At 48.0% G+C, this 19,798-nt stretch carries 18 protein-coding genes and 2 tRNA genes; 10 read left to right on the forward strand and 10 right to left on the reverse strand.

Annotated features, from left to right (window positions below; translation table 11 throughout):
• Positions 1 to 30 precede the first annotated feature (30 nt).
• Positions 31 to 735: a porin family protein gene (locus tag UNH61_RS30265; RefSeq protein ID WP_326995766.1), complete on the forward strand. Its 705-nt coding sequence runs from the start codon at positions 31 to 33 to the stop codon at positions 733 to 735.
• A 76-nt stretch (positions 736 to 811) separates the two neighbouring features.
• Here UNH61_RS30265 and UNH61_RS30270 read toward each other — a convergent pair whose 3' ends face one another.
• Positions 812 to 1,588, reverse strand: coding sequence for an enoyl-CoA hydratase-related protein (locus UNH61_RS30270; protein ID WP_326995767.1), 777 nt, complete (start codon positions 1,586 to 1,588; stop codon positions 812 to 814).
• A 20-nt stretch (positions 1,589 to 1,608) separates the two neighbouring features.
• Positions 1,609 to 3,636, reverse strand: coding sequence for a S9 family peptidase (locus tag UNH61_RS30275; protein ID WP_326995768.1), 2,028 nt, complete (start codon positions 3,634 to 3,636; stop codon positions 1,609 to 1,611).
• A gap of 143 nt (positions 3,637 to 3,779) precedes the next feature.
• On the opposite strand from UNH61_RS30275, the gene hflX reads away from it, so the two are divergent.
• From hflX to UNH61_RS30300, 5 genes are all read left to right on the forward strand, one after another.
• Positions 3,780 to 4,970, forward strand: coding sequence for a GTPase HflX (gene hflX, locus UNH61_RS30280; RefSeq protein WP_326995769.1), 1,191 nt, complete (start codon positions 3,780 to 3,782; stop codon positions 4,968 to 4,970).
• Entirely contained in the window at positions 4,970 to 5,311 is a 342-nt protein-coding gene (locus tag UNH61_RS30285) for a Rieske 2Fe-2S domain-containing protein (protein ID WP_326995770.1), read from the forward strand. Before hflX ends, UNH61_RS30285 begins: the two co-directional genes overlap by 1 nt.
• Before the next feature lie 79 nt (positions 5,312 to 5,390).
• Positions 5,391 to 7,028, forward strand: coding sequence for a glycosyltransferase family 39 protein (locus UNH61_RS30290; RefSeq protein WP_326995771.1), 1,638 nt, complete (start codon positions 5,391 to 5,393; stop codon positions 7,026 to 7,028).
• An 81-nt stretch (positions 7,029 to 7,109) separates the two neighbouring features.
• Positions 7,110 to 7,183, forward strand: a tRNA-Asn gene (locus UNH61_RS30295).
• Positions 7,184 to 7,320: 137 nt separating this feature from the next.
• A complete protein-coding gene (locus tag UNH61_RS30300) occupies positions 7,321 to 7,749 on the forward strand; it encodes a hypothetical protein (RefSeq protein ID WP_326995772.1) in 429 nt (142 codons plus the stop codon).
• Positions 7,750 to 7,799: 50 nt separating this feature from the next.
• Here UNH61_RS30300 and UNH61_RS30305 read toward each other — a convergent pair whose 3' ends face one another.
• Positions 7,800 to 8,636: a polysaccharide deacetylase family protein gene (locus UNH61_RS30305; protein WP_326995773.1), complete on the reverse strand. Its 837-nt coding sequence runs from the start codon at positions 8,634 to 8,636 to the stop codon at positions 7,800 to 7,802.
• Positions 8,637 to 8,900: 264 nt separating this feature from the next.
• On the opposite strand from UNH61_RS30305, the gene UNH61_RS30310 reads away from it, so the two are divergent.
• On the forward strand, positions 8,901 to 9,539 hold the full coding sequence (locus tag UNH61_RS30310; RefSeq protein ID WP_326995774.1) for a hypothetical protein: 639 nt from the start codon (positions 8,901 to 8,903) through the stop codon (positions 9,537 to 9,539).
• Between the two features lie 82 nt (positions 9,540 to 9,621).
• Positions 9,622 to 9,694 (forward strand) — tRNA-Gly (locus UNH61_RS30315).
• A 52-nt stretch (positions 9,695 to 9,746) separates the two neighbouring features.
• Here UNH61_RS30315 and UNH61_RS30320 read toward each other — a convergent pair.
• The 4 genes from UNH61_RS30320 to UNH61_RS30335 form a co-directional block, all read right to left on the reverse strand.
• Positions 9,747 to 10,616, reverse strand: a complete 870-nt coding sequence (locus UNH61_RS30320; protein ID WP_326995775.1) for an SDR family oxidoreductase — start codon at positions 10,614 to 10,616, stop codon at positions 9,747 to 9,749.
• A 78-nt stretch (positions 10,617 to 10,694) separates the two neighbouring features.
• A complete protein-coding gene (locus UNH61_RS30325) occupies positions 10,695 to 11,513 on the reverse strand; it encodes a helix-turn-helix domain-containing protein (RefSeq protein ID WP_326995776.1) in 819 nt (272 codons plus the stop codon).
• Between the two features lie 5 nt (positions 11,514 to 11,518).
• The gene (locus UNH61_RS30330) at positions 11,519 to 12,682 is read right to left on the reverse strand and encodes an NAD(P)/FAD-dependent oxidoreductase (RefSeq protein ID WP_326995777.1); all 1,164 of its coding nucleotides are present in this window, start codon (positions 12,680 to 12,682) and stop codon (positions 11,519 to 11,521) included.
• 26 nt (positions 12,683 to 12,708) lie between these two features.
• Positions 12,709 to 13,458: an AraC family transcriptional regulator gene (locus UNH61_RS30335; RefSeq protein WP_326995778.1), complete on the reverse strand. Its 750-nt coding sequence runs from the start codon at positions 13,456 to 13,458 to the stop codon at positions 12,709 to 12,711.
• A gap of 183 nt (positions 13,459 to 13,641) precedes the next feature.
• On the opposite strand from UNH61_RS30335, the gene UNH61_RS30340 reads away from it, so the two are divergent.
• Together UNH61_RS30340 and UNH61_RS30345 are read left to right on the forward strand one after the other, a co-directional pair.
• Positions 13,642 to 13,845, forward strand: a complete 204-nt coding sequence (locus UNH61_RS30340) for a hypothetical protein (RefSeq protein ID WP_326995779.1) — start codon at positions 13,642 to 13,644, stop codon at positions 13,843 to 13,845.
• 252 nt (positions 13,846 to 14,097) lie between these two features.
• Positions 14,098 to 14,724, forward strand: a complete 627-nt coding sequence (locus tag UNH61_RS30345) for a hypothetical protein (protein WP_326995780.1) — start codon at positions 14,098 to 14,100, stop codon at positions 14,722 to 14,724.
• 125 nt (positions 14,725 to 14,849) lie between these two features.
• On the opposite strand, the gene UNH61_RS30350 is transcribed toward UNH61_RS30345, so the two are convergent.
• Genes UNH61_RS30350 through UNH61_RS30360 form a run of 3 tightly spaced genes read right to left on the reverse strand, consistent with a single transcriptional unit; the run spans position 14,850 to position 19,795 of the window.
• Positions 14,850 to 15,761 carry an alpha/beta hydrolase gene (locus UNH61_RS30350; protein ID WP_326995781.1) on the reverse strand — a complete coding sequence of 304 codons (912 nt, stop codon included), beginning with the start codon at positions 15,759 to 15,761 and terminating at the stop codon, positions 14,850 to 14,852.
• A gap of 9 nt (positions 15,762 to 15,770) precedes the next feature.
• A complete protein-coding gene (locus UNH61_RS30355; protein WP_326995782.1) occupies positions 15,771 to 18,137 on the reverse strand; it encodes an alpha-L-rhamnosidase C-terminal domain-containing protein in 2,367 nt (788 codons plus the stop codon).
• Between the two features lie 2 nt (positions 18,138 to 18,139).
• Positions 18,140 to 19,795 carry a RagB/SusD family nutrient uptake outer membrane protein gene (locus UNH61_RS30360; protein ID WP_326995783.1) on the reverse strand — a complete coding sequence of 552 codons (1,656 nt, stop codon included), beginning with the start codon at positions 19,793 to 19,795 and terminating at the stop codon, positions 18,140 to 18,142.
• Positions 19,796 to 19,798 lie beyond the last annotated feature (3 nt).

Raw genomic sequence — 19,798 nt, forward strand, 5'->3', positions numbered from 1 at the left:
AATATTCTTTTTCCCAAGCATGTATAATTTATGAAGAAAATACTCTTTACCCTGGGTCTGATAGCTGTATCTATAGGGGTTTTTGCGCAGGATGGCGGTTCGCCGATGAACAAAGCGGTGAATAAACTTACCCATTCGAACGACTTTTTAATGATACAGTTGTCTTACGATGGCTGGTCAGGAACACCGGATAGTGTTAAGACCGGCTTGAACAGGGGGTTTAACATAGCCCTGATGTATGATTTCCCGTTCAAGAAGTCTAAAATGAGCCTGGCAGCAGGTTTAGGAGTAAGTACCAGCGGCGTTTACCTGAAAGGACATACGATGGACATACAGGGAAAACAGAATGCGAGCCAGGTTTCCTTCCCTGCTACGAATACCAGCAAAAATAAGGTGGCTACTACTTACCTGGAGATTCCGATCGAGTTGCGTTACCGTAGTGTGGCTGATAATGCCAATAAAGGCTTCAAGGCTGCAATTGGCGTGAAAGTAGGTGCTTTGGTGGATGCACATACGAAAGTGAAGTATACTGGTGCCAACGGCAGCAAGAATATCGATAAGGACAATAACAAGGGCTTCTTTAATCCATGGCGTTTTGCCGCCACAGCCCGTGTAGGTTATGGTAACTTCGCACTTTTTGGTGCGTATTCCCTGAATCCGTTACTGAAGGATAACAGTGCGAATAACCTGGATATCAGGCCTTATTCCATTGGTATCTGTGTAAGCGGGTTATAGTCGCAATCATCTGTTAAATAATAATAAAAACGGCCGTGGTATCAACACCACGGCCGTTTTTTATTTTCAGGAGGTTTTACATTCCTTTAAATGCCGGCTTTCTTTTTTCGAGGAAGGCCTGCATACCCTCTGTGTTATCTGCTGAATTACCGGCTATTTCCTGGCACCAGGCTTCATAATCGAGCGTGGTATCGAGGTCGCTGGTCATGCCTTTGGTGAGCATTTTTTTCATCAGGGCAATCGCTTTGGTGGGGGCCGCAGCGTAGTAGGCAGCTTCTGCCTGAACGGCTGTGTCGAGTTCAGCTGCGGGCACCACTTTGTTTACCAGGCCCATTTGCAGCGCTTCGGCAGCGGTTACTTTCGCCGCTTTGGTAGCCAGTTCAAAGGCCCGGTGGTAGCCTACAGTGCGGGGCAGGAAATAGGAAGAGCCGGAGTCCAGTACCAGTGCGATATTCACAAAGATCTCGATCAGGGAGGCTTCTTCGCTGGCGATGATCAGGTCGCAGGCGAGTGCGAGGGAGCAGCCGGCGCCGGCTGCCACGCCATTAAGCCGGCAGATCACCGGTTTGGGCATATTACGGATAGCCCGGATGATCGGGTTATAACGTTTACGGAGCGAGTCGCCCAGGTTACGGTTACCCGTTGCCGTGGCTGCTTTCAGGTCTTGTCCGCTGCTGAAGGCTTTGCCGGCGCCGGTGAGTACTACTACTCTGACCGAGGTATCTTTTTCGGCCTGCTTCAGGGCGTCCTGCAGCTCATAGCTGAGCGGATCATTAAAAGCGTTATATACTTCGGGTCTGTTTAAAGTGATGGTAGCAATACCATCCTGAATCTCCATCAGTAAATCGGCCATAATATCCGTTTATAGGGTGATTACAAGGTTTCTTTCAGCCAGTTAAAGAATTCGCGTTGCCAAACGATGGCATTTTGTGGTTTGAGCACCCAGTGATTTTCTTCCGGGAAATAGAGCAGTTTACTTTTGATGCCTTTCAGCTGTGCCAGCTGGAAAGCCTGGAGTCCCTGCTCGATAGGAACGCGGAAGTCGATGCCACCCTGGATAATGAGGATGGGGGTATTCCATTTATTGGCGTATTCGCTGGGATTAAAGTTTTTGTATCCTTTTGCGTTGGCCGGATCCCAGTAAGCGCCTATATCCCAGTTAGCGAACCATAATTCTTCGGTAGTGCCGTACCAGCTTTTCAGGTCGAAGAGGCCATCGTGGGCGATGAAGCTCTTGAAGCGGTTTTCATGTACACCTGCCAGCATGTAAACGGAATAACCGCCGTAGCTGGCGCCTACAGCGCCGAGGCGGGATTTATCCACATAGCTTTCCCTGCTTACATCGTCGATGGCGGAAAGGTAATCTTTGATCGGTTGTCCGCCCCAGTCTTTACTGATAGCGGCATTCCATTCCACACCATGGCCGGGCATCCCTCTTCTGTTGGGAGCCACTACTATATATCCCTGGGAGGCCATGAGCTGGAAGTTCCAGCGGAAGGAGTAAAACTGAGAAACAGCAGATTGAGGCCCGCCCTGGCAGTACAGCAGGGTGGGATATTTTTTAGCAGGATCGAAATCAGGTGGGAAGATGACCCAGGTAAGCATATCCTTGCCATCCGTAGTCTTCACCCAGCGTTTTTCGATTTTGCACATCCCGATTTTGTCGTAGATGTCTTTGTTTTCGTGTGTAATAGTCGTGAGACTGCCTTTTTGCAGGTCTACGGAGTACAGTTCAGCAGCGTGGTTCATATCGGCACGGGCCACCACCATAGTGTTGCCGCTCTGGCCGAGGATGTCATTGATATCGAAATCGCCCGTAGTTACCTGGCGTATATGCTTCTCCGTTGTCTGCGCCGGATTTTTCTGAAGGGCGATTTCCAGCAATTGTTCCGTGCCTTTTATAACAGCGAGGAAATAGATCTTTTTACCATCGTTGCTAAACCGGCAGGAAGAGGCCGTGCCATCCCAGTTTTTAGTGAGGTTGGTGATGGTGCCGGTAGCGCGATTCAGGATGATGACATCATTTTTATCGGATTCATAGCCATCATGCGCCATGCTCAGCCAGGTAAGGAATTTGCCATCGGCGCTGAACGAAGGGGCAACATCGTAGCCCATCATGCCTTCGGAGAGGTTGCGGGTAGCTTTGGTTTCGAGGTTGTATTCGTAAAGGTCGGTATTGGTGCTGACAGCATAATCTTTCCCGTATTTCTTTTTGCATACATAGATGATGCTTTTCCCATCGGGCGCCCAGATCATGTCTTCCGGGCCACCGGAAGGCATCTGCGGGCAGTCGTGGGGCTCTCCTTCCATGATATCTACCGGCGTACCTACTTCGCCATCGTTATAGGTAGCGTAGAAGACATGAGAAAAGTTGCCGTCTTCCCAAGCGTCCCAGTGACGGTAATTCAGGTTATCATAGATCTGAACGTTCGATTTGGCGAGGTCGGGGTAATGATCCACTCCGGAGATCTTTTTGATTTTTACTTCTTTCGAAAATAAAATATGCTTCCCGTCGGGAGCAATGCGAATATTCTGCATGCCGCCTTCCACGTGGGTTTTCTGTACAGGATCAACGCCATCGGCATTCATTTCGTACCATTGTCCTTTCAGGGAAAACCCAACCTTGTTGCCGGGCAGAACAGCCACATCGCCTTCTGCGCCCGGGGTTTGGGTCAGCTGTTTGGGTTGCCCGCCGGCCAGGGGAACGGCGTAGAGGTTTTTCTCGCCTTTATTTTCGGCCATATTAATCCTGGAAACGCCGTAAATAACGGTTTTACCATCGGCGCTCAACGCCTCTCCGCTTACCCTTCCGAGCTGCCATAACAGTTCGGGGGTCATCTTGTCCTGGGCTATAGCCATAGTAGAAAAGAATAGTCCTGTCAGTAAAAATGGTTTAAACATGATAACGAAAGGTTGTTTTGGATCGGGTAAATGTAGGAAGAAATGTGTTTAAGCCCGTTCAGTGCGTCAAAAATTCCTGTGGCGGCCGGATAAATTTGCAGCCCGTAAATTCTGTGTAAATTTGCCCCAAATTCAGAAATAACTTGATTGAGAAAAAACAAGTAGTACAAACAGAAGAAAGAGCCGTTATCGTGGGGGTTATCACAAAAGACCAGACCGAGCGGCAGGTCAATGAATTTCTCGACGAACTGGTGTTCCTGGCTGAAACCGCCGGCGCCAGGGCCGTTAAACGTTTCACCCAGCGGTTGGCGCACCCCGACAGGGCCACTTTCGTCGGAAAGGGAAAGCTGGAGGAAATATTCCAGTTCATTACCGGCAGAGATATTTCGCTGGTGATATTCGATGATGAGCTGACAGGTTCCCAGATCGCCAACATAGAAAAGGTGCTGAAGGTAAAGGTGATCGATCGCAGCGACCTTATCCTGGACATCTTTGCCCGCCGTGCCCGCACTGCGCAGGCAAAAGTACAGGTAGAGCTGGCACAGTACCAGTATATCCTGCCCCGTTTGCGTGGTATGTGGAGCCACCTGGAACGCCAGGGAGGCGGTATCGGAAGCAGGGGCCCGGGGGAAACGGAAATTGAAACGGACCGTCGTATTGTGAAAGATAAGATTGCGCTTTTGCGTAAGCGGCTCACGGAGATCGATAAGCAATCCCTGACCCAGCGTAAAGAGCGAGGCGAATTCATCCGGGTAGCCCTGGTTGGTTATACCAACGTAGGCAAGAGCACCATCATGAACCTGCTCAGCAAAAGTGAGGTATTTGCGGAAAACAAATTGTTTGCGACCCTGGACACCACTACCCGGAAGGTAGTGTTTGAACAGACGCCTTTCCTGCTTAGTGATACCGTAGGATTTATCCGGAAACTCCCCCATCACCTTGTGGAGAGCTTCAAATCTACGCTGGATGAAGTAAGGGAAAGTGATATCCTGATTCATGTAGTGGATACCTCCCACCCGCAGTATGAAGAGCAGATAGAAGTGGTGAACCGTACGCTGCAGGAGCTGAAGGCCTTTGAAAAGCCCACTATCATGATCTTCAACAAGATGGACCTTTACGAAGCGAATACCTTCGATCAATGGCTGGAGCCGGAAGTAAAGCAGGACATCCTGAATGACCTGAAACAGAACTGGGAAACGAAGACCCAGGGCAATTGTGTCTTCATATCAGCAACAGAAAAAAGAAACATTGAGGAACTGCGAAAAACCATTCTGGAAAAGGTTACGCAGTTGTACCGGGAGCGTTATCCCTATAAAACGGAATATTTCTACTAATGGCGAAAAAATACTCCTGGTATAAACTGGATGAAGGCAGTTTACCGCTGGCAGAGAAAGAGATCAGCGTATTGGAGGTAAATGGAAAGAAAGTGTGTTGTACCCTTTACGAAGGGCAGCTGTACGGATTTGCGTTTAAATGTCCGCATGCCAGCGGCATTATGGCCGAAGGGTTTATTGATGACGGCGGCAATGCGGTATGTCCGATACACCGTTACAAATTCAGTTTACGGAATGGCTACAACAGCAGCGGCGAAGGCTATTACCTGAAAACCTATCCGATAGAGCAGCGGGAAGATGGCCACTGGATGGGCATGGAGAAGACCGGATGGCTCTGGTAGCGGCTGACGGGGAATTATCTTTCTGTTAAAAGTGGCGTATGTATTTGAAGTAACCGGTATATGCCTGTAACTTTTCATTATGCTGACTTTACCTACAACGCGTACATTTGTTCTGACTGAAAAGCAGGTCTGGCTGTTGATTACAGCCATGGTAGTATTGTTGCAATTCAGCGCATTATTTGTGCCCATCCTTGAACCGGATGGCGCGCTATATGCCGGCATTGCCAAAACGATGGTCCAGAAACACGATTACTGGAACTTATATGCAGATGGCCACGACTGGCTCGACAAGCCTCACTTCCCCTTTTGGATAACCGCCATCAGTTTTCAGATTTTCGGGATCCATACCTGGTCGTATAAGCTGCCGGCCATCCTGTTTCTGCTGATGGGGGCCTGGTATACCTATCGGTTTGCCCTGTACCTTTACGGAGAGAAAGTAGCCCGTTGGGCGGTTTGCATCCTGCTTACGGCGGAACACCTGGTGATTTCCAACAACGACGTAAGAGCTGAGCCTTATCTGACAGGGCTGATCATAGCGGCAGTATTTTACTTTTACCGGCGAAAAATCGTATTAGGAGCCGTTTTTATGGCCTGTGCGATCATGACAAAGGGGTTGTTTGCCCTGGTGCCCGTAGGGGCCGCCATTGGCGGACAATTGCTGTTTACCCGTCAATGGAAGGAGTTGTTGCATCTTCGCTGGTTGCTGGCATTTTTCCTGACAGCATTATTCATTACACCGGAGCTGTATGCCCTGTACCAGCAGTTCGACCTGCACCCGGAGAAGACGGTTTTCGGTACCACGCATGTATCGGGGCTGCGGTTTTTCTTCTGGGATAGCCAGTTTGGCCGTTTTATGAATACCGGGCCTATCAAGGGAGCCGGGGATCCGTTCTTCTTTTTTCATACGGTATTATGGGCTTTTTTGCCGTGGTCGGTGATGTTATATGCAGCCCTCATTATTTTCATCAGGAGATGGAAGCAGCAGCGGGAATATTATTGCATCAGTGCCGCGCTGGCAACATTTATTTTGTTTTCCTTGTCGCGGTTCCAGTTGCCACATTACCTGAATATCATCTTTCCTTTCTTTGCCATACTCACGGCAGCATATATTCTTTCATTGCAAACAGAAAAAGGGCTGAAGTTTTTCCGGGTTACACAATACAGCATTATCATACTGATAGCCGTTGTAACGGTGGTTATAGACCTGCTGTATAAGCCTGCGATGGAGCATGCCTGGATGTTACTGGCGGGAGTATTGTTGATAATATATCTGCTGTTGCATTACTGGTTGGATAAAAACACACGGGAGGCGGTTTTTTACCGGACGATAGCGATCAGTATTTTATTGAACCTTTATCTGAACACTATTCTTTACCCCGATATGATGCAGTACCAGAGCGGCAGTGTGGCGGCGAAGTATGCAAACGAGCATTTACCGGGGCAGGCGGTGGAGCTGTATCAGGTTAATTCTTATTCATTTGATTTTTATCTGAAGGCGGCAGTATTAAGGGGAGACACAGCAGCACCGGTTGTTTTTACGAGCCGGGAGGGGCTGGTATCTTTGGAACAGCAGGGGTATATATGTGAAGTGTTGCGGATATTTCCACATTTTTATGTGAGTAAGCTGGATATGCCGTTTGTGCGGAAAGCTACGAGGGACGGGGCATTGGGAGAGCGAATGTTAGTAGCGGTGAAGGGAGCCGGAAAAAAAATCTAAAAAAAGTGGAAGAAGATTTTGCAGAAATGAAAATTTGCCTATTTTTGCAATCCCAAATCGCACAGACGGTGAGGGAAATACTCCTCCTTAGCTCAGTTGGTTAGAGCATCTGACTGTTAATCAGAGGGTCGCTGGTTCAAGTCCAGCAGGGGGAGCGAAGGAAAAGGTTCACAGAAATGTGGACCTTTTTTTATGTATAGACTATTTGTATAGTACCCATAGATATCCCCCTACTCCCAACAATAACGAACTTTAGCTATCTTCAGCATTAAGTGTTTAACCAATGACTAACATGTTGAAATTTGACTTAGAAATAGATATTCCTGCATCTCTTGAAATTGTTCATATGGAAGATAGAGTTAGGTTTCGTGGAAAGAAAGAAGACATCAGACTATTCGCAAGGGAATTTTATAAGCTCCGGGACCTCACAGACGGACAAGTTTGCAAACTGGGAAATTATTCTCTGAAGGTGTCGGATTGGGTTACAGCAGACAGGGAAAGAGAAAATTGGATAGAGCTGCCTGCACATGCCTGGGTAGTTATGGGAAGTAAATTCACGGAAGTAGCATATGAAGATGAGGAGAATCCATTTGACTTTAATGATTGCGGTTATACAGACAAAAATCCATTTGATATTGGTGTAGAAGTAGTGGATTTGCCTATTCGGTATATGGAATTTCATGAAGATGGGACGTATAAGGAGAAGATTATCAGAAGATAACGTTGGTGTTGTTAACCTGGTTCAAATTGCCCATAAAAGGCTGTTCGCCTTTATTTTTTGTTGTTCCCGTTGGTTGTTATAAACTCCATCGCTTCGGAAAAAGTAGTCACCCAATAATCGCTTTGATGCGTTCTAAAATACTCCAAAAATGCTTTGTGTGTTTCAGCTGAAATTTGAAATAGTTGTCCACCAACACCATGAAACTGATAAACTCCCATCCCTCCTGCTTTCTTCACCTTTTCTGCAAATGAAATCAGTTCATTTAACGTTGTGCCCGTCCATACATGCCAGGATGGGACTTGCATTGAATTCAGGTGTCTAAAATCAGTAATGATACTATTGCTGTCTCCACCGGTTCGGCCAAACTTTACTAAACCTTTGTCTTGAATGATTTTTGAATAATCTGTGTCCCCAATAAATACGTTGTTGCATGGAAAGGCAAATGCCCGAATTTTTCTTTCGGGGTCCAACAAAGAAAGAATAGCGTTTTGAGTGGTGATTTCAGTTATAATTCTGTCAATAGTGTAATGGTCTATTGCAACAGCTTTGTTCCAGCCAAGTTTTTCAGGACAAGGATGAAATAAGGTGTGATTTGCAAGTTCATGTCTGTTTCTGGCGGCTAGGGTCCAGCCAAGAACCGCTTCAGGGGTTTGCCCGATGATGTCAGATTTGGCGGAGCCTTGAATTGAATTTATGAAAAAAGTAGCTTTTAAACCAACGGCATCCAATTGAGGGATGACAGTTGAAAGTTGCGTTTCCAAACCGTCGTCATAAGTCAGACAGATAATAGCTCTTTTTGAATTGTCAGTCTTTTTTGTCTGGGCAACAGAAGATGCGAAATAAAGAGTAGCTGCAAGGACGAATATCAAACATATTTTTGAATTCATGTTCGAGGTTTTAAACTGTTGATAGGGGTACGCCCAACTTATTTAATTACTTTTACCGAAAGTATAAACTTTCGCAAAAACAAGCATACTCAATTTACGAAACAAAAAATTTTATAAGAACACTTAAACTGAAGGCTAAGTAATTTTTCCTCAGATCAATATACCCCGTATATTTACACCGGACACACGACACATCAGCACAAACCAACACGCTATCGACTCAAACGTCCCGCAATTACTACCAACATCCTTATCCCGCTAAACATGCATCACCTGAACATCATTACCCACATCGTCTCCGGCACCATAGCCCTGCTCCTCGGCCTCGCCGCTATCCTGACAACAAAAGGCAGTAAATGGCATATCCTCGCGGGGCGCTGGTTTCTCGTATTTCTTGCCATGGTGATCATTACCGGCCTGATAGGCGTATTGGTATTTGGCAGAAATACCTTCCTGCTGGTTATTACTATGCTAAGCGCCTACGTAGCCTTTTCCGGATATCGTGCAATGAAATTAAAATCCAACCGGTTCCGTATATTGGATGCTACTATTGCTATCATTACACTGGCAACCGTGTTTTATTTCATTTATTATTTCAGATCTATTGGAATGATCTGGTCGCCGGTAATCATTTACAGTACTGTTGGATACTTATTATTTATTATATCCTATGATTTTTTTCGGTATCTGATTCCGCAGAATAGATATGGTAATCTTTGGTTGTATGAACACATTCTCAAAATGATGAGTGCATTCAGCGGAATACTGTCGGCTTTTACAGGCACTGTTTTCCCGCAGTATCATCCTTACAGCCAGTTCCTGCCTTCTACAGCCGGAACCATTGTAGCCATTGGATTTATGATATATTGTTTTAGGAAGAAGATGGCAACTACGGTGGCGTAAAGGATAGGAACAGGATAAGGTGACGAAAAACTTTGCCAGGACAGGCGGCCGATAAGTAATTTTTTCTATCTTTAAAGCAAATGCGGAAATAGCTCATCTGGTAGAGCGACAGCTTCCCAAGCTGTAGGTGGCGGGTTCGAGTCCCGTTTTCCGCTCACCCGAAGAAGCGCTGGCTCAACCCGGCGCTTCTTTTTTGCATATATGAAATCAGGAGAAAATAGACCGGTAGTCGGTTACAAACCGGGCGAAGCTAATGGGAGCGGTGTTTGTTACATCGTCTACTGTTGTATGAACAGCTGACGCCTCTCCTCTTGCATAATGGGCGTAATCCTCAATTAACCCACCGATCTGCCATTCAGGAAAGCCGGCTGCCTGCAGGGCGCCTTTCATTTGATCAGGGGAAACATCTACAAACGAAACTGGTTTGCCCAGTACTGCTGAAAGTGTATCTGCTATTTCATAGTGCGTTAACGTGGCTGGCCCCGTAATGTTATAGACTTTATTTTCATGGCCTGTTGCTGTAAGGGCGCTTGCCGCAACAGCCGCTATATCCCGGATGTCTACCAGGCTGATACCTGCATTCCCCACAGAAGCATAAAATCGTCCGTCGTTTTTAATATAGTCGCTGAAAGCGATCAGGCCCTGCATGTATAAATTGGGGCGAAGAAAAGTGTAAGTCATGTCAAGTTCCCGGATACGCTGCTCTACCCTGGCATGATACCTTAAAAAACGTACCGGTGAATGAATGTCGGCTGCAAACTGAGAAAGTTTCACGATATGTGCTGCACCTGCCTGCTGCGCCGCGTTTACAAGATTTAACTGCAGCTCTTCTGCCTGTTCAGATGAATTAGTAAGAAGGAATACTTTCCGGATACCCTGTAATGCGGTCTTCAGGCTGTTCCTGTCTGCCAGATCACCAACTACTATTTCTGCCTGCGGGATATTCCTGAGCGTGCCGGCATTGTCACCGGAACGAACCAACGCCCTGAAGGGGATATTTAATGCTGTGAGTTGTTTTACCAATTGTGTGCCCACATTTCCGGTGGCGCCTGTGATAAGGATGGTAGCTTGTGCCATAAGATGAATTTTTTTGTGTGAATAAGATGACACAAAATTCAGCTCCTTCAGGCACGGAAAATTGTAAGAAAACGAAACTCACGGTAAAGGGTTACAGATATCCTGCTGGAATTGCAGGTATTTCGAAGGGCTCAGGTTGAGGTAATGTTTGAAGTCGTGAATAAGCTGACTCTGGTCGTAGTAGCCACATGCCACCACGATCTCAAACCAATCCATCCCTGATCCTGCCACAGCGGATGTTTGTATCAACTGAACTGCCTTCATAAAGCGCTGATAGCGGCTGAGCTCTTTGGCGGAATATCCAAGCAATTTTTTATGATTGATTTGTATGGCCCTTTCGCTCAGGTTATTTTTTTGCGCAGTTTCTTTGATAACACTGATATTGCTTTCAGTGAAGCCGGATAACTGCTGTGCGATATGGCTGCGGTTACGCAAATAGGGCCGGCAGAATTCCAGTATGTGATCAACCTGGTGCTGTACATTATCCATTTCGTTCAACTCCGTCCACAGCGCAGTAAAGCAGTTTTCGTTAAACAGGCTATCCGGGTGAACGGGTTGCTGTGCCGCTATTGAAGCATCACCAAAGAAACGGTAAAAGGCATCATCCTTAAAATTTGCCACCAGTATAGCAGCGTTGGGCGCCAGGGAATATTCAAGCGATTGCCTGATAGGGCCGGCAACAAGACATTTGTCCATCGTCACCTGCGTATGCTGTTTGCTGATAAAAGAAGCAGGAGCACCAAAACTGAATACCATGATGGTCTGATACGAAGGCAACAGTGTTTGGGTGATAGTTTCGCCAGACTTGTTTTCTGCAAAATAGAAATGAACGAACACTTCCTCAAACGCAGCAGGTACGGGTATTCTGAATTGATGGTATGCCTGGCGCCCGCTCATGGAATTTAGTTTTGTTCAAAGATATGTATTAAATACGGAAGGCCATTTTCTGAGTGGAGCTTCTCCATTTGATCCAGCGTCATGGCTGTTATTGCAGAGGCCCGGAGGCACATCGCTTTTTCAAAACTGGCAATGGCAGCCTGCAGATCCGGGAACTGGTCAGAAGTAAGGCAGATGCTTAATTCCAACGCATCCAGCATGGCCATATTTACGCCCTCTCCGGCATAGGGAGGCATACGATGGGCGGCATCTCCCAGCATCGTTAAATTACTCAGCGTGTTCCAATGCTGATCCAGTGGGTAATGATACATAGGGCGGGGAATGAAATATACTTCATCGGTTGAAAATAATTCATGCCATAACGGATCCCAATCAACGAAACATTCTTTAAACCAGTCAAATACCTGGTGCCTGTCATTGAAGTCTATTCCGCACTGTTGTACCCAGTTCTCATCTTCCCAACAGCCGGTATAGAACGATAAACTGCCATTTCCTTTACTACTAAGTATCAGTGATTTCTCTTTTCCGATGGCGAAAACTTTTCCGCCTTTTAACAGTGAATAAAGTGCTGGCGCATTCTTCGCGGCGTTATAGATATTGGCCTCCACAACAGTAAGGCCGGAATAAACAGGAGGGATATCACTGATCAGCGGGCGGATCTTTGAATGAGCGCCATCCGCAGCTATTACCAGGTCAGCATATGCTTTTGTTCCATTGTTGAAACGGAGCAACCACCCATTACCTTCTTTCTCCATAGCAATAAAGTGGCTGTCCCATACGATGGTGCCGGGTTGCAGGGAGGTAATTAGAATATCCCGCAAGGGGCCTCTATCTATTTCAGGCCGGAAGTAGCTGTTACCAAAATGCTCTTCTTTGCCACGTGTATGATCATCCCGGTAAAGTACGGCATTCTCATCCACCACACGTACTTTGTCGGCGCCAGGGCGGTAATGCTGCCTGAATTGTTCCATCAGGCCGGCGGCCTGCAATGCTTTCAGGCCTGAATCGTCATGAAGATCGAGCGTTGCGCCTTGTTGCCTGACGTCGGCATTCAGGTCGCGTTCATATACTTTTACGCTGGCTCCTTTCTGCTGTAGTAGTTTGGCCAGTGTGAGCCCTCCCGGCCCGCCACCAACGATAGCTATACTTTTTTCTTTTATCAATATCATCGGTAAATCAATTTTGTAATGCAAAATTATTTCCCGGGTAATAATGAAAATTGTATAAATCGGTCGTTTTGGTTACGATTAAGCTCTTTGGGTGAAACTCCAGCCAGTTTTTTGACGGCTTTGATGAAATGCGACTGATCGGTGAAGTCTTGTTCCGGAAATAGTTTGCCGGCTTTAATGTGCTGAAAAGAAGCCCGGAACAAGAGGATCATGCAATATGATTTCAGCGAAAGACCGTACTGCCGGCTGAAATAGCGATTGATCTGGCGGCTGCTCCAAAATACTTTTTCAGAAAGCGCTTTCACGGTCATCGCCCCGTTGGTGGAGTAGATCAGCTGAAAGAGCGTGCGCTTGCGCTCGTCCATTGAAGCAGGTAATAGTGTTGTTATTTTCTGAGACGCCTTCCGGCAAAAAAGATCAAAATCATGGAGGTCTGTTGCTGTAAATCCCCAGAAGTCCGCAGGCAGATCCAGCGCACTGTCTACTATACCGGCAACACTTTGATGAAGTATATACTCAGTTGCCAGCAGGTTGAAGCTGATAGCAAATGTGAGTGTTTGTGGCGCTATAGTTGCGCGTGTTGGTAGGGTTCCTAACCCAATTATGGTTACATGAAAAGACTCGGTTCCTGAGCTGGAAAAGAACAGATCGATTCTGCCATCCGGCAGCAGGATCACTTCCTTTTCTTCATCGGAAGCATTATGCAGCATCCAGTAACTTTCAACAAAGTCGGATAAGGCCGCAGTTGGTTTTATATTTTTTGTGATCAAAGCCATGACCTTGTTTTCAAAGATAGTAAAATAACTCCCTACCTCTACTACCCTGTCTGCTGTTGGTTTTAACAGGGGTTTAACAGAGGAGGATCAGGGGGATGGCCAATGAGACACGTTTTATCTAAAAAGTAGAATTAATGGGAAACCATTGTTCACCTGTATTCATCATCGATAAAAATTTAAACCATGAGACACTTAAAATGGATGGCGCCAATCGTTGTGGCTGCAATGATTATCAGCACCAGTGCAATTGCCCAGCAACCGAAGCAGCAACAGCCTACTAAGAAAGAGCAGAAAGAACAGAAAAAAGCTGCTGCGGACTCCGGCAAACAAAAAGCTAAGGCAGAAAAAAAAGCGCAGCAAAAAGGTGCGCCCACCAAAAAACAATAGTTTATTGTCTGTACTGTTGTTTTATGTATCCGTTTCGCATGATGCCGGAACGGATACTTTTCTTGTTTGTTGACTTAAGATCCTGTGTTACCGGAGATCAATAACTTTTGCCAGACTCACTCATTCAGCGCATTTTTCTGATGCAACCGCTTACCCGTTTCTGAACTTTTCCTGCCACTTCCCTGTTATCCAAAACCAGAGGCCGGTTTACAATCAGGCCAGCCACTAAAACACCATTTCAAAAAGAACGCTATGAAACACACGCCCCTACTGCTCTTTCTGGCACTTTTTCTGGGTGCCTGCTCATCTACCAGTCTCATTTCCAGTTGGAAAGAACCCGGGCTTTCACCGCAGAAGTTCAGCAAAATACTTGTGGTAGGCATGGCCGGATCCAGGGACAGGGAAATAAAGGAGAGCCTGGAAAATGCCATGTCTCAGCAACTGATTGCCCACGGCATGCAGGCGGCTACCGCCAGCAGTATACTGGGGCCAAAAGCATTTGAGAACATGTCTGAAACTGAAGCCGTAAATCAGGTAAGCGATAAAGGATTCGACGGAGTGCTGATCCTCTCGATGCTGAATAAGAACAAGGAAAAATATTATACTCCGGGCCGTATGTCCTACACGCCGTTTGCTGTTGTTCGCAGTCACTGGTACCCCTACTACCGGGTAATCTACGACAGGGCCTATACGCCCGGGTATTACAGCAGCTCTGTAGATTATACACTGGAAGCCAACCTGTATTCCACAAAAGGCCAAACACTCGATTATTCAGCCCAGGCAAAAACATTTGATCCGTCAAATGCCATGTCGCTGGCAACGAGCTTCAGTAAAACGGTGATTGAGAATATGCTAAAAGAAGGAGTAATAGCGAAGTAAGAATTACGAATTAAAAATTACGAATTACGAAATAGCGGGGAGATTTTAGCGGATAATAAATAGTATTATCAATCGCCAAGATCTCCCCGCTATTTCGTAATTCGTAATTTTTAATTCGTAATTCTTTACTTCTTCAGCCAGCCCTTATCCTTCATCCAGTACAGGCAACGGCCAAACCATTCATCGAATGGCGGGTTACCTAAAAAACCATGCTCCCCTCTTTCGTAAATGTGTATAGCGGCGGGTATTTTATTGCGGTGCAATGCTCCGTAAAACTGCAGGCTGTTTTCTACCGGCACAACCGTATCATCAGTTGCATGAACCAGGAACGTAGTAGGCGTTGCAGCTGTTACCTGCAGCTCATTGGAAAACAACCTGACCTGATCAGGAGAAGGCGTTGCGCCAAGCAGATTGTTCCGCGATCCGATGTGCCCGATGCTATCTGAAAAGCTGACAACAGGATATACCAACACCATGAAATCCGGACGTAGACTGATGCCTGCAGGATTATTGATGTAAGCATGTGAGAAATGTGTTCCTGCTGTAGATGCCAGATGGCCTCCGGCGGAGAAGCCCATGATACCAATCCGCGCGGGGTTAACATGCCAGCGGGCAGCCTGACTGCGTACGGTAAGAATTGCCTGTTGCGCATCCTGCAGCGGCCCTATGGAAGGATCCCGCATGGTGTGCGGATCCGGCATCCGGTATTTGAGCACAAATGCGGTTACTCCCATTTTGTTGAATGCCTTTGCTATTTTTTCACCTTCCATTTTGATGCAGAGAACATGGTAACCGCCACCCGGACAAATGATCACAGCGGTACCATTGGCCTTGCCTGCCGGTGGCTGATAAACGGTAAGTGTGGGCCGGGATACTTTCGATACTACGGTATCCACTACTTTATCGGGCCGGCGCTGTTCCTCGTCCGGCGCACCTGTGGCATTGGGAATGCTATCAGGGTAAAGCGGGAACTGCTGTTGTGCATAGCTGGCCATTGCTGTTAAGCAGATGAGCAGTGTCAGGCATTTTTTCTTCATATCCTTTATTTAGAAATTGATCTGTTGACTTCCCTCATGCAACGCTACTTCTCTGCCACGCCAGCTGAACCTGCCGGTGAGGCCCGGTGGGAGCGTTACCACCCCACTGATCCCCCGTTCATTTTTTCGTTTAAGCGATACCGTTATACTGCCTGCGGGATGTGGCAGGCTGCCGTTGATCGTGGTAAGCGCTCCTGGTGCAGGTGCTATCAACACCCGCCGGAACCCCGGCGCATCGGGCATGATGCCGCAGATGGTTGCAAGAAAATCGTAGTTCGGACTGGATGCCCAGGCATGGCAATCTGAACGGGTCGGCTCCGGCTTTTCTGCAAAAGTGGTAAGACCCAATGCGAGCATGTCGCGCCACGGCCCCAGCTGACTGTAATATACATCGGCCATACCTGCCTGCTTCAGTGCCTGCGTCAGGTAGAAACGATAGTAGAAAGTAGCCTGGCTCAGACTTTTATCTGTCAACACTTTGTCGAGCACGCTGTGTATCTGGCTGCCGGATATTGCCCCGCTGAGCACGCCCATGATGTTGGCATGCTGACTATAACTCTTCTTCGACGGCGCATCTGCGAAAATGCCTTTGCCCTGATCAAAGCAAAGCTGATAGGTATGCTGGTTGAGCGATGCCGCCAGCTGGCGCCAGTGAGCGGCGTTTTCTTTTTGTCCGAAATAGTCTGCCAACTGTGCTGCCTGCGCTAACGTAAACGCATAATGGAGCGTACGGATAGCGCTGTTGTTTTCCTGACCATTACTGAAGTTGTCGAGGCCGGGCAGCCAATCTATAAAGCTCCACCAGCTCAACGGTCCCAGCATACCGGTGGCAGAATCTATGCCTCGCTCGTGCCAGTCCAGCACGTCTTTTACGGCCGACATGAACTGTCGCAGAAAAGCGTCGTCCTGGCGTTGCATCCAGTAGTCATGTATCATCGTGACCCAGAACAGCGAGAAGGTAGGAATTACCTGCAGCCTGTTGCTCGGGTATCTGCCCTGTGGCTGGCCATCTGGTGTACGGGAATGGTAGAAGTCGAGCAACGCCTTGCGCATCAACCGGTCGTCGCCACTGGTATAAAGTGAAATGAGCGATTGTATGCGGGTATCTCCTTCGTATTGCAGCTGCTCGTAATAGGGGCAGTCGAAATAAGTTTCTCCTGCGCATAGCTGTGCGGTGCGCCAGCCAGTTTCCCATATCTGCCGCAGACTGCTGTCGTTGCAACTGAACGATGCTTTCAGCTGCAGCGGATATCCGGTGCGCATACCATAGAGGTCTGTAATTTCCAGCGGTTCGGTGCCAGTACTGATCTCCAGCTCCAGGTACCGGTAAGTCCGGAACCACAGCGGGCGGAATGTCCGGTTGCTCCCGCCATCGGGTTGAAAAATATCGTAGTTGCCGAGTATCTCCTTGCCTTCAATGCTGCTGCGGTTACCTTTCTGTCCGTCTTTATCAAACAGCGCTTCTGCATAAGTGAGTTTTATAACTGCATCTTTGCCCCGGCTGGTATGCAATTCCGGATAGGCTACGGTATTGAAGGTCTGATCCAGGAGGATGCGCAGGTGGCTGTTGGCAGGGATGCTCAGTGGTGCTGCGCCGGTCAGGAATGCGGGGCTAACCGGTTGGCTCGAACGCCTGATCACCTGTATACGCTGCTGTGTTTCTTCAAAAAGCGGAATGTTGCGGGGAGCGAGCGTCCAGTAGTTGTCGGTGCCATAGCCCACGGGTGTGGTACCGGTACCAACCGGAACGGCTGCCGCCCAGGCATCGTCTTTATATTCCGGCTGTTCCCAGCCCCAGGGATAGCTGTTGCCCTGCACGGCATCTCCCGGGCCTGTTACAATGTAGGCATGCAACCGGGCGCCGTTATCGGTAGAGCAGGGCGTGTAGGCGCTGTCGTGCAGCACCTTCCAGCCGTTGCCGGTATTCACAGCATATTCTTTTTCGGTATCTCCCTGTAGCAGGAAACCGGTACTGTTGGAGACCTGCGCTACAGGGGCCAGTGTACCCATATTCCAGACGAGGGCGGCAATGGTATTGTTGCCCTGTTTGAGATAAGGGGCAATATCGATGCTTTCGAAATACCAGTTGTAGAGGTCGCCCCGGGCAGGGCCGCTGCACACCGGCTTACCATTTACGAACAAACGGTAACGGTTATCCGCAGTGACGTGTACAATGAAATGTGCCGGTTTAGCTTCCAGCGAAAACGCCTTCCTGAAGTGGTATACGCCATAATCCCGGGCGGGTGCGCCAGGACAGGTGATCCAGGTTGCCGGCCACATGCCATGCAGCAGCCGTGTATTTACAGGAACCGACTGGGCTGCAAGCTGTAATATAGCCAGCAGCCCTGCCATGAATAGAATGAAAGTTTTTTTCATGATTACCATCCGGGATTCTGTTCAAGTTTTTTATTCTTGCTGATCTCATCAAACGGGATCGGCATAAAATACATTTTTTCTGAGAATACCGCATCCTGTGGGTCTACAGGATGGACAGCATAAGTAAAGCCTCCACCTGCCTGTTTGGTGATCACCATGCCATTGCCCCGCTTGCCACTAAGCGTGCCCACGGCCGTTTTCCAGCGGCGAAGATCCCAATAACGCTGATTTTCAAAACAAAACTCCACATACCGTTCGTTCCTGATAAGATCCCGCATGCTGCTTTTATCAAGGCTGCCTGCCGGGATATCGTTCTGGATACCAGCCCGCCGTCTGACTGCATTCACGGCAGCGTATACACTAACATCGGGGGCAGTCTGGGATTCGTTTTGCGCTTCGGCGTAATTCAGCAGCACTTCTGCATAACGTATTTCCAGCCAGGGCTGCACACTGCCATAGCCCCAGGTATAGATGGTGTTGGATTGATCTACCATCTTCAGTGTATAATAACCGGTAATGGTATTGTATACCTGTCCGGATGCAACGGAATCATAATCGCGTCCTCCTTTGTAAATCAGCAGGGTGATTTCTGTCAGCGCGCCGTTCAGCATTCCTCTGCGTTTGGCGCCGTTATAACCTATATCCGCGTAGAAACGGTCGTCTCTGCCAACATAAGGATCAGCCGCATTATAACCACTCCCCTGCTCCATGATGCGTTTGCCGTTTTTCATCGGAAAGGCATTGATTAACTCCTGCAGAGGGGCAACATGGCCCGCATCTCCATTGGCAATTACCAGCGGCGTTACCATAGCGTCCCAGCCATGGTATTTTTCGGGCATTTTATATTGTACTTCAAATATGGGTTCTTTGTTACCGGAAGACATGTCCTGCCACAGCTGTTTCAAATCCGGATACAGGGCGTACATATTCATGTCCATCACAGCTTTTCCTGCATCAGCAGCCTGTTTCCAGAGGGTAGCATCATTTTTCTCGTTGTAAAGCGGACTGGCCTGATATAGCAGCGCCCTTGATTTCAACGCCAATGCGGCACCTTTCCCAGCTTTTCCCCTGATAACATTGGCCGGCAGGTCGGCTGCGGCTGCATCCAGCTCAGATGAGATAAATGCAAAACATTCGGTAAGGCTGTTACGGCCTACCTGCAAATCTTCGTTCAGCGACTGTGGTTTGGTAATCAGCGGTACGGCGCCATATCTCTTTACTAAATTAAAATACTGGAAAGCCCTCAGGAAGCGGACTTCCGCCTTCAGTCGTTTGCGGGTGCCATCGTCGATAGTAGCCGCATCTATCTTTGAAAGGAATTCATTAGCCTTCCGGATGCTGGCGTAAAGATTGCCCCACACGTCCATCGGATTGTTGGTGGCGTCCCAGTCGCCCCGTAATATCTGCCACGCAACTTCGCTCGGATAGTCGGTTCTGGCTTCATCTGTGGCGTCTGTTGTAGCAATGTACAGGTTGCGGCTCCATCCCAGCAGGTCGTTGTAGATGCCGTTTACGATCAGCTCTGTCAGCCCGGCATCATGCAGGGCTTCATCAGGTGCGATGGAGTCCGGATTGCGCGGGTCGAGGAAATCCTTGTTACAGGCTGCCCCGGCCAGTAACACTAACAGGTATATATAAATGAAATGATAACGTTTCATGTG

The organism is Chitinophaga sp. 180180018-3, from assembly GCF_037893185.1.
Taxonomy (GTDB): Bacteria; Bacteroidota; Bacteroidia; order Chitinophagales; family Chitinophagaceae; genus Chitinophaga.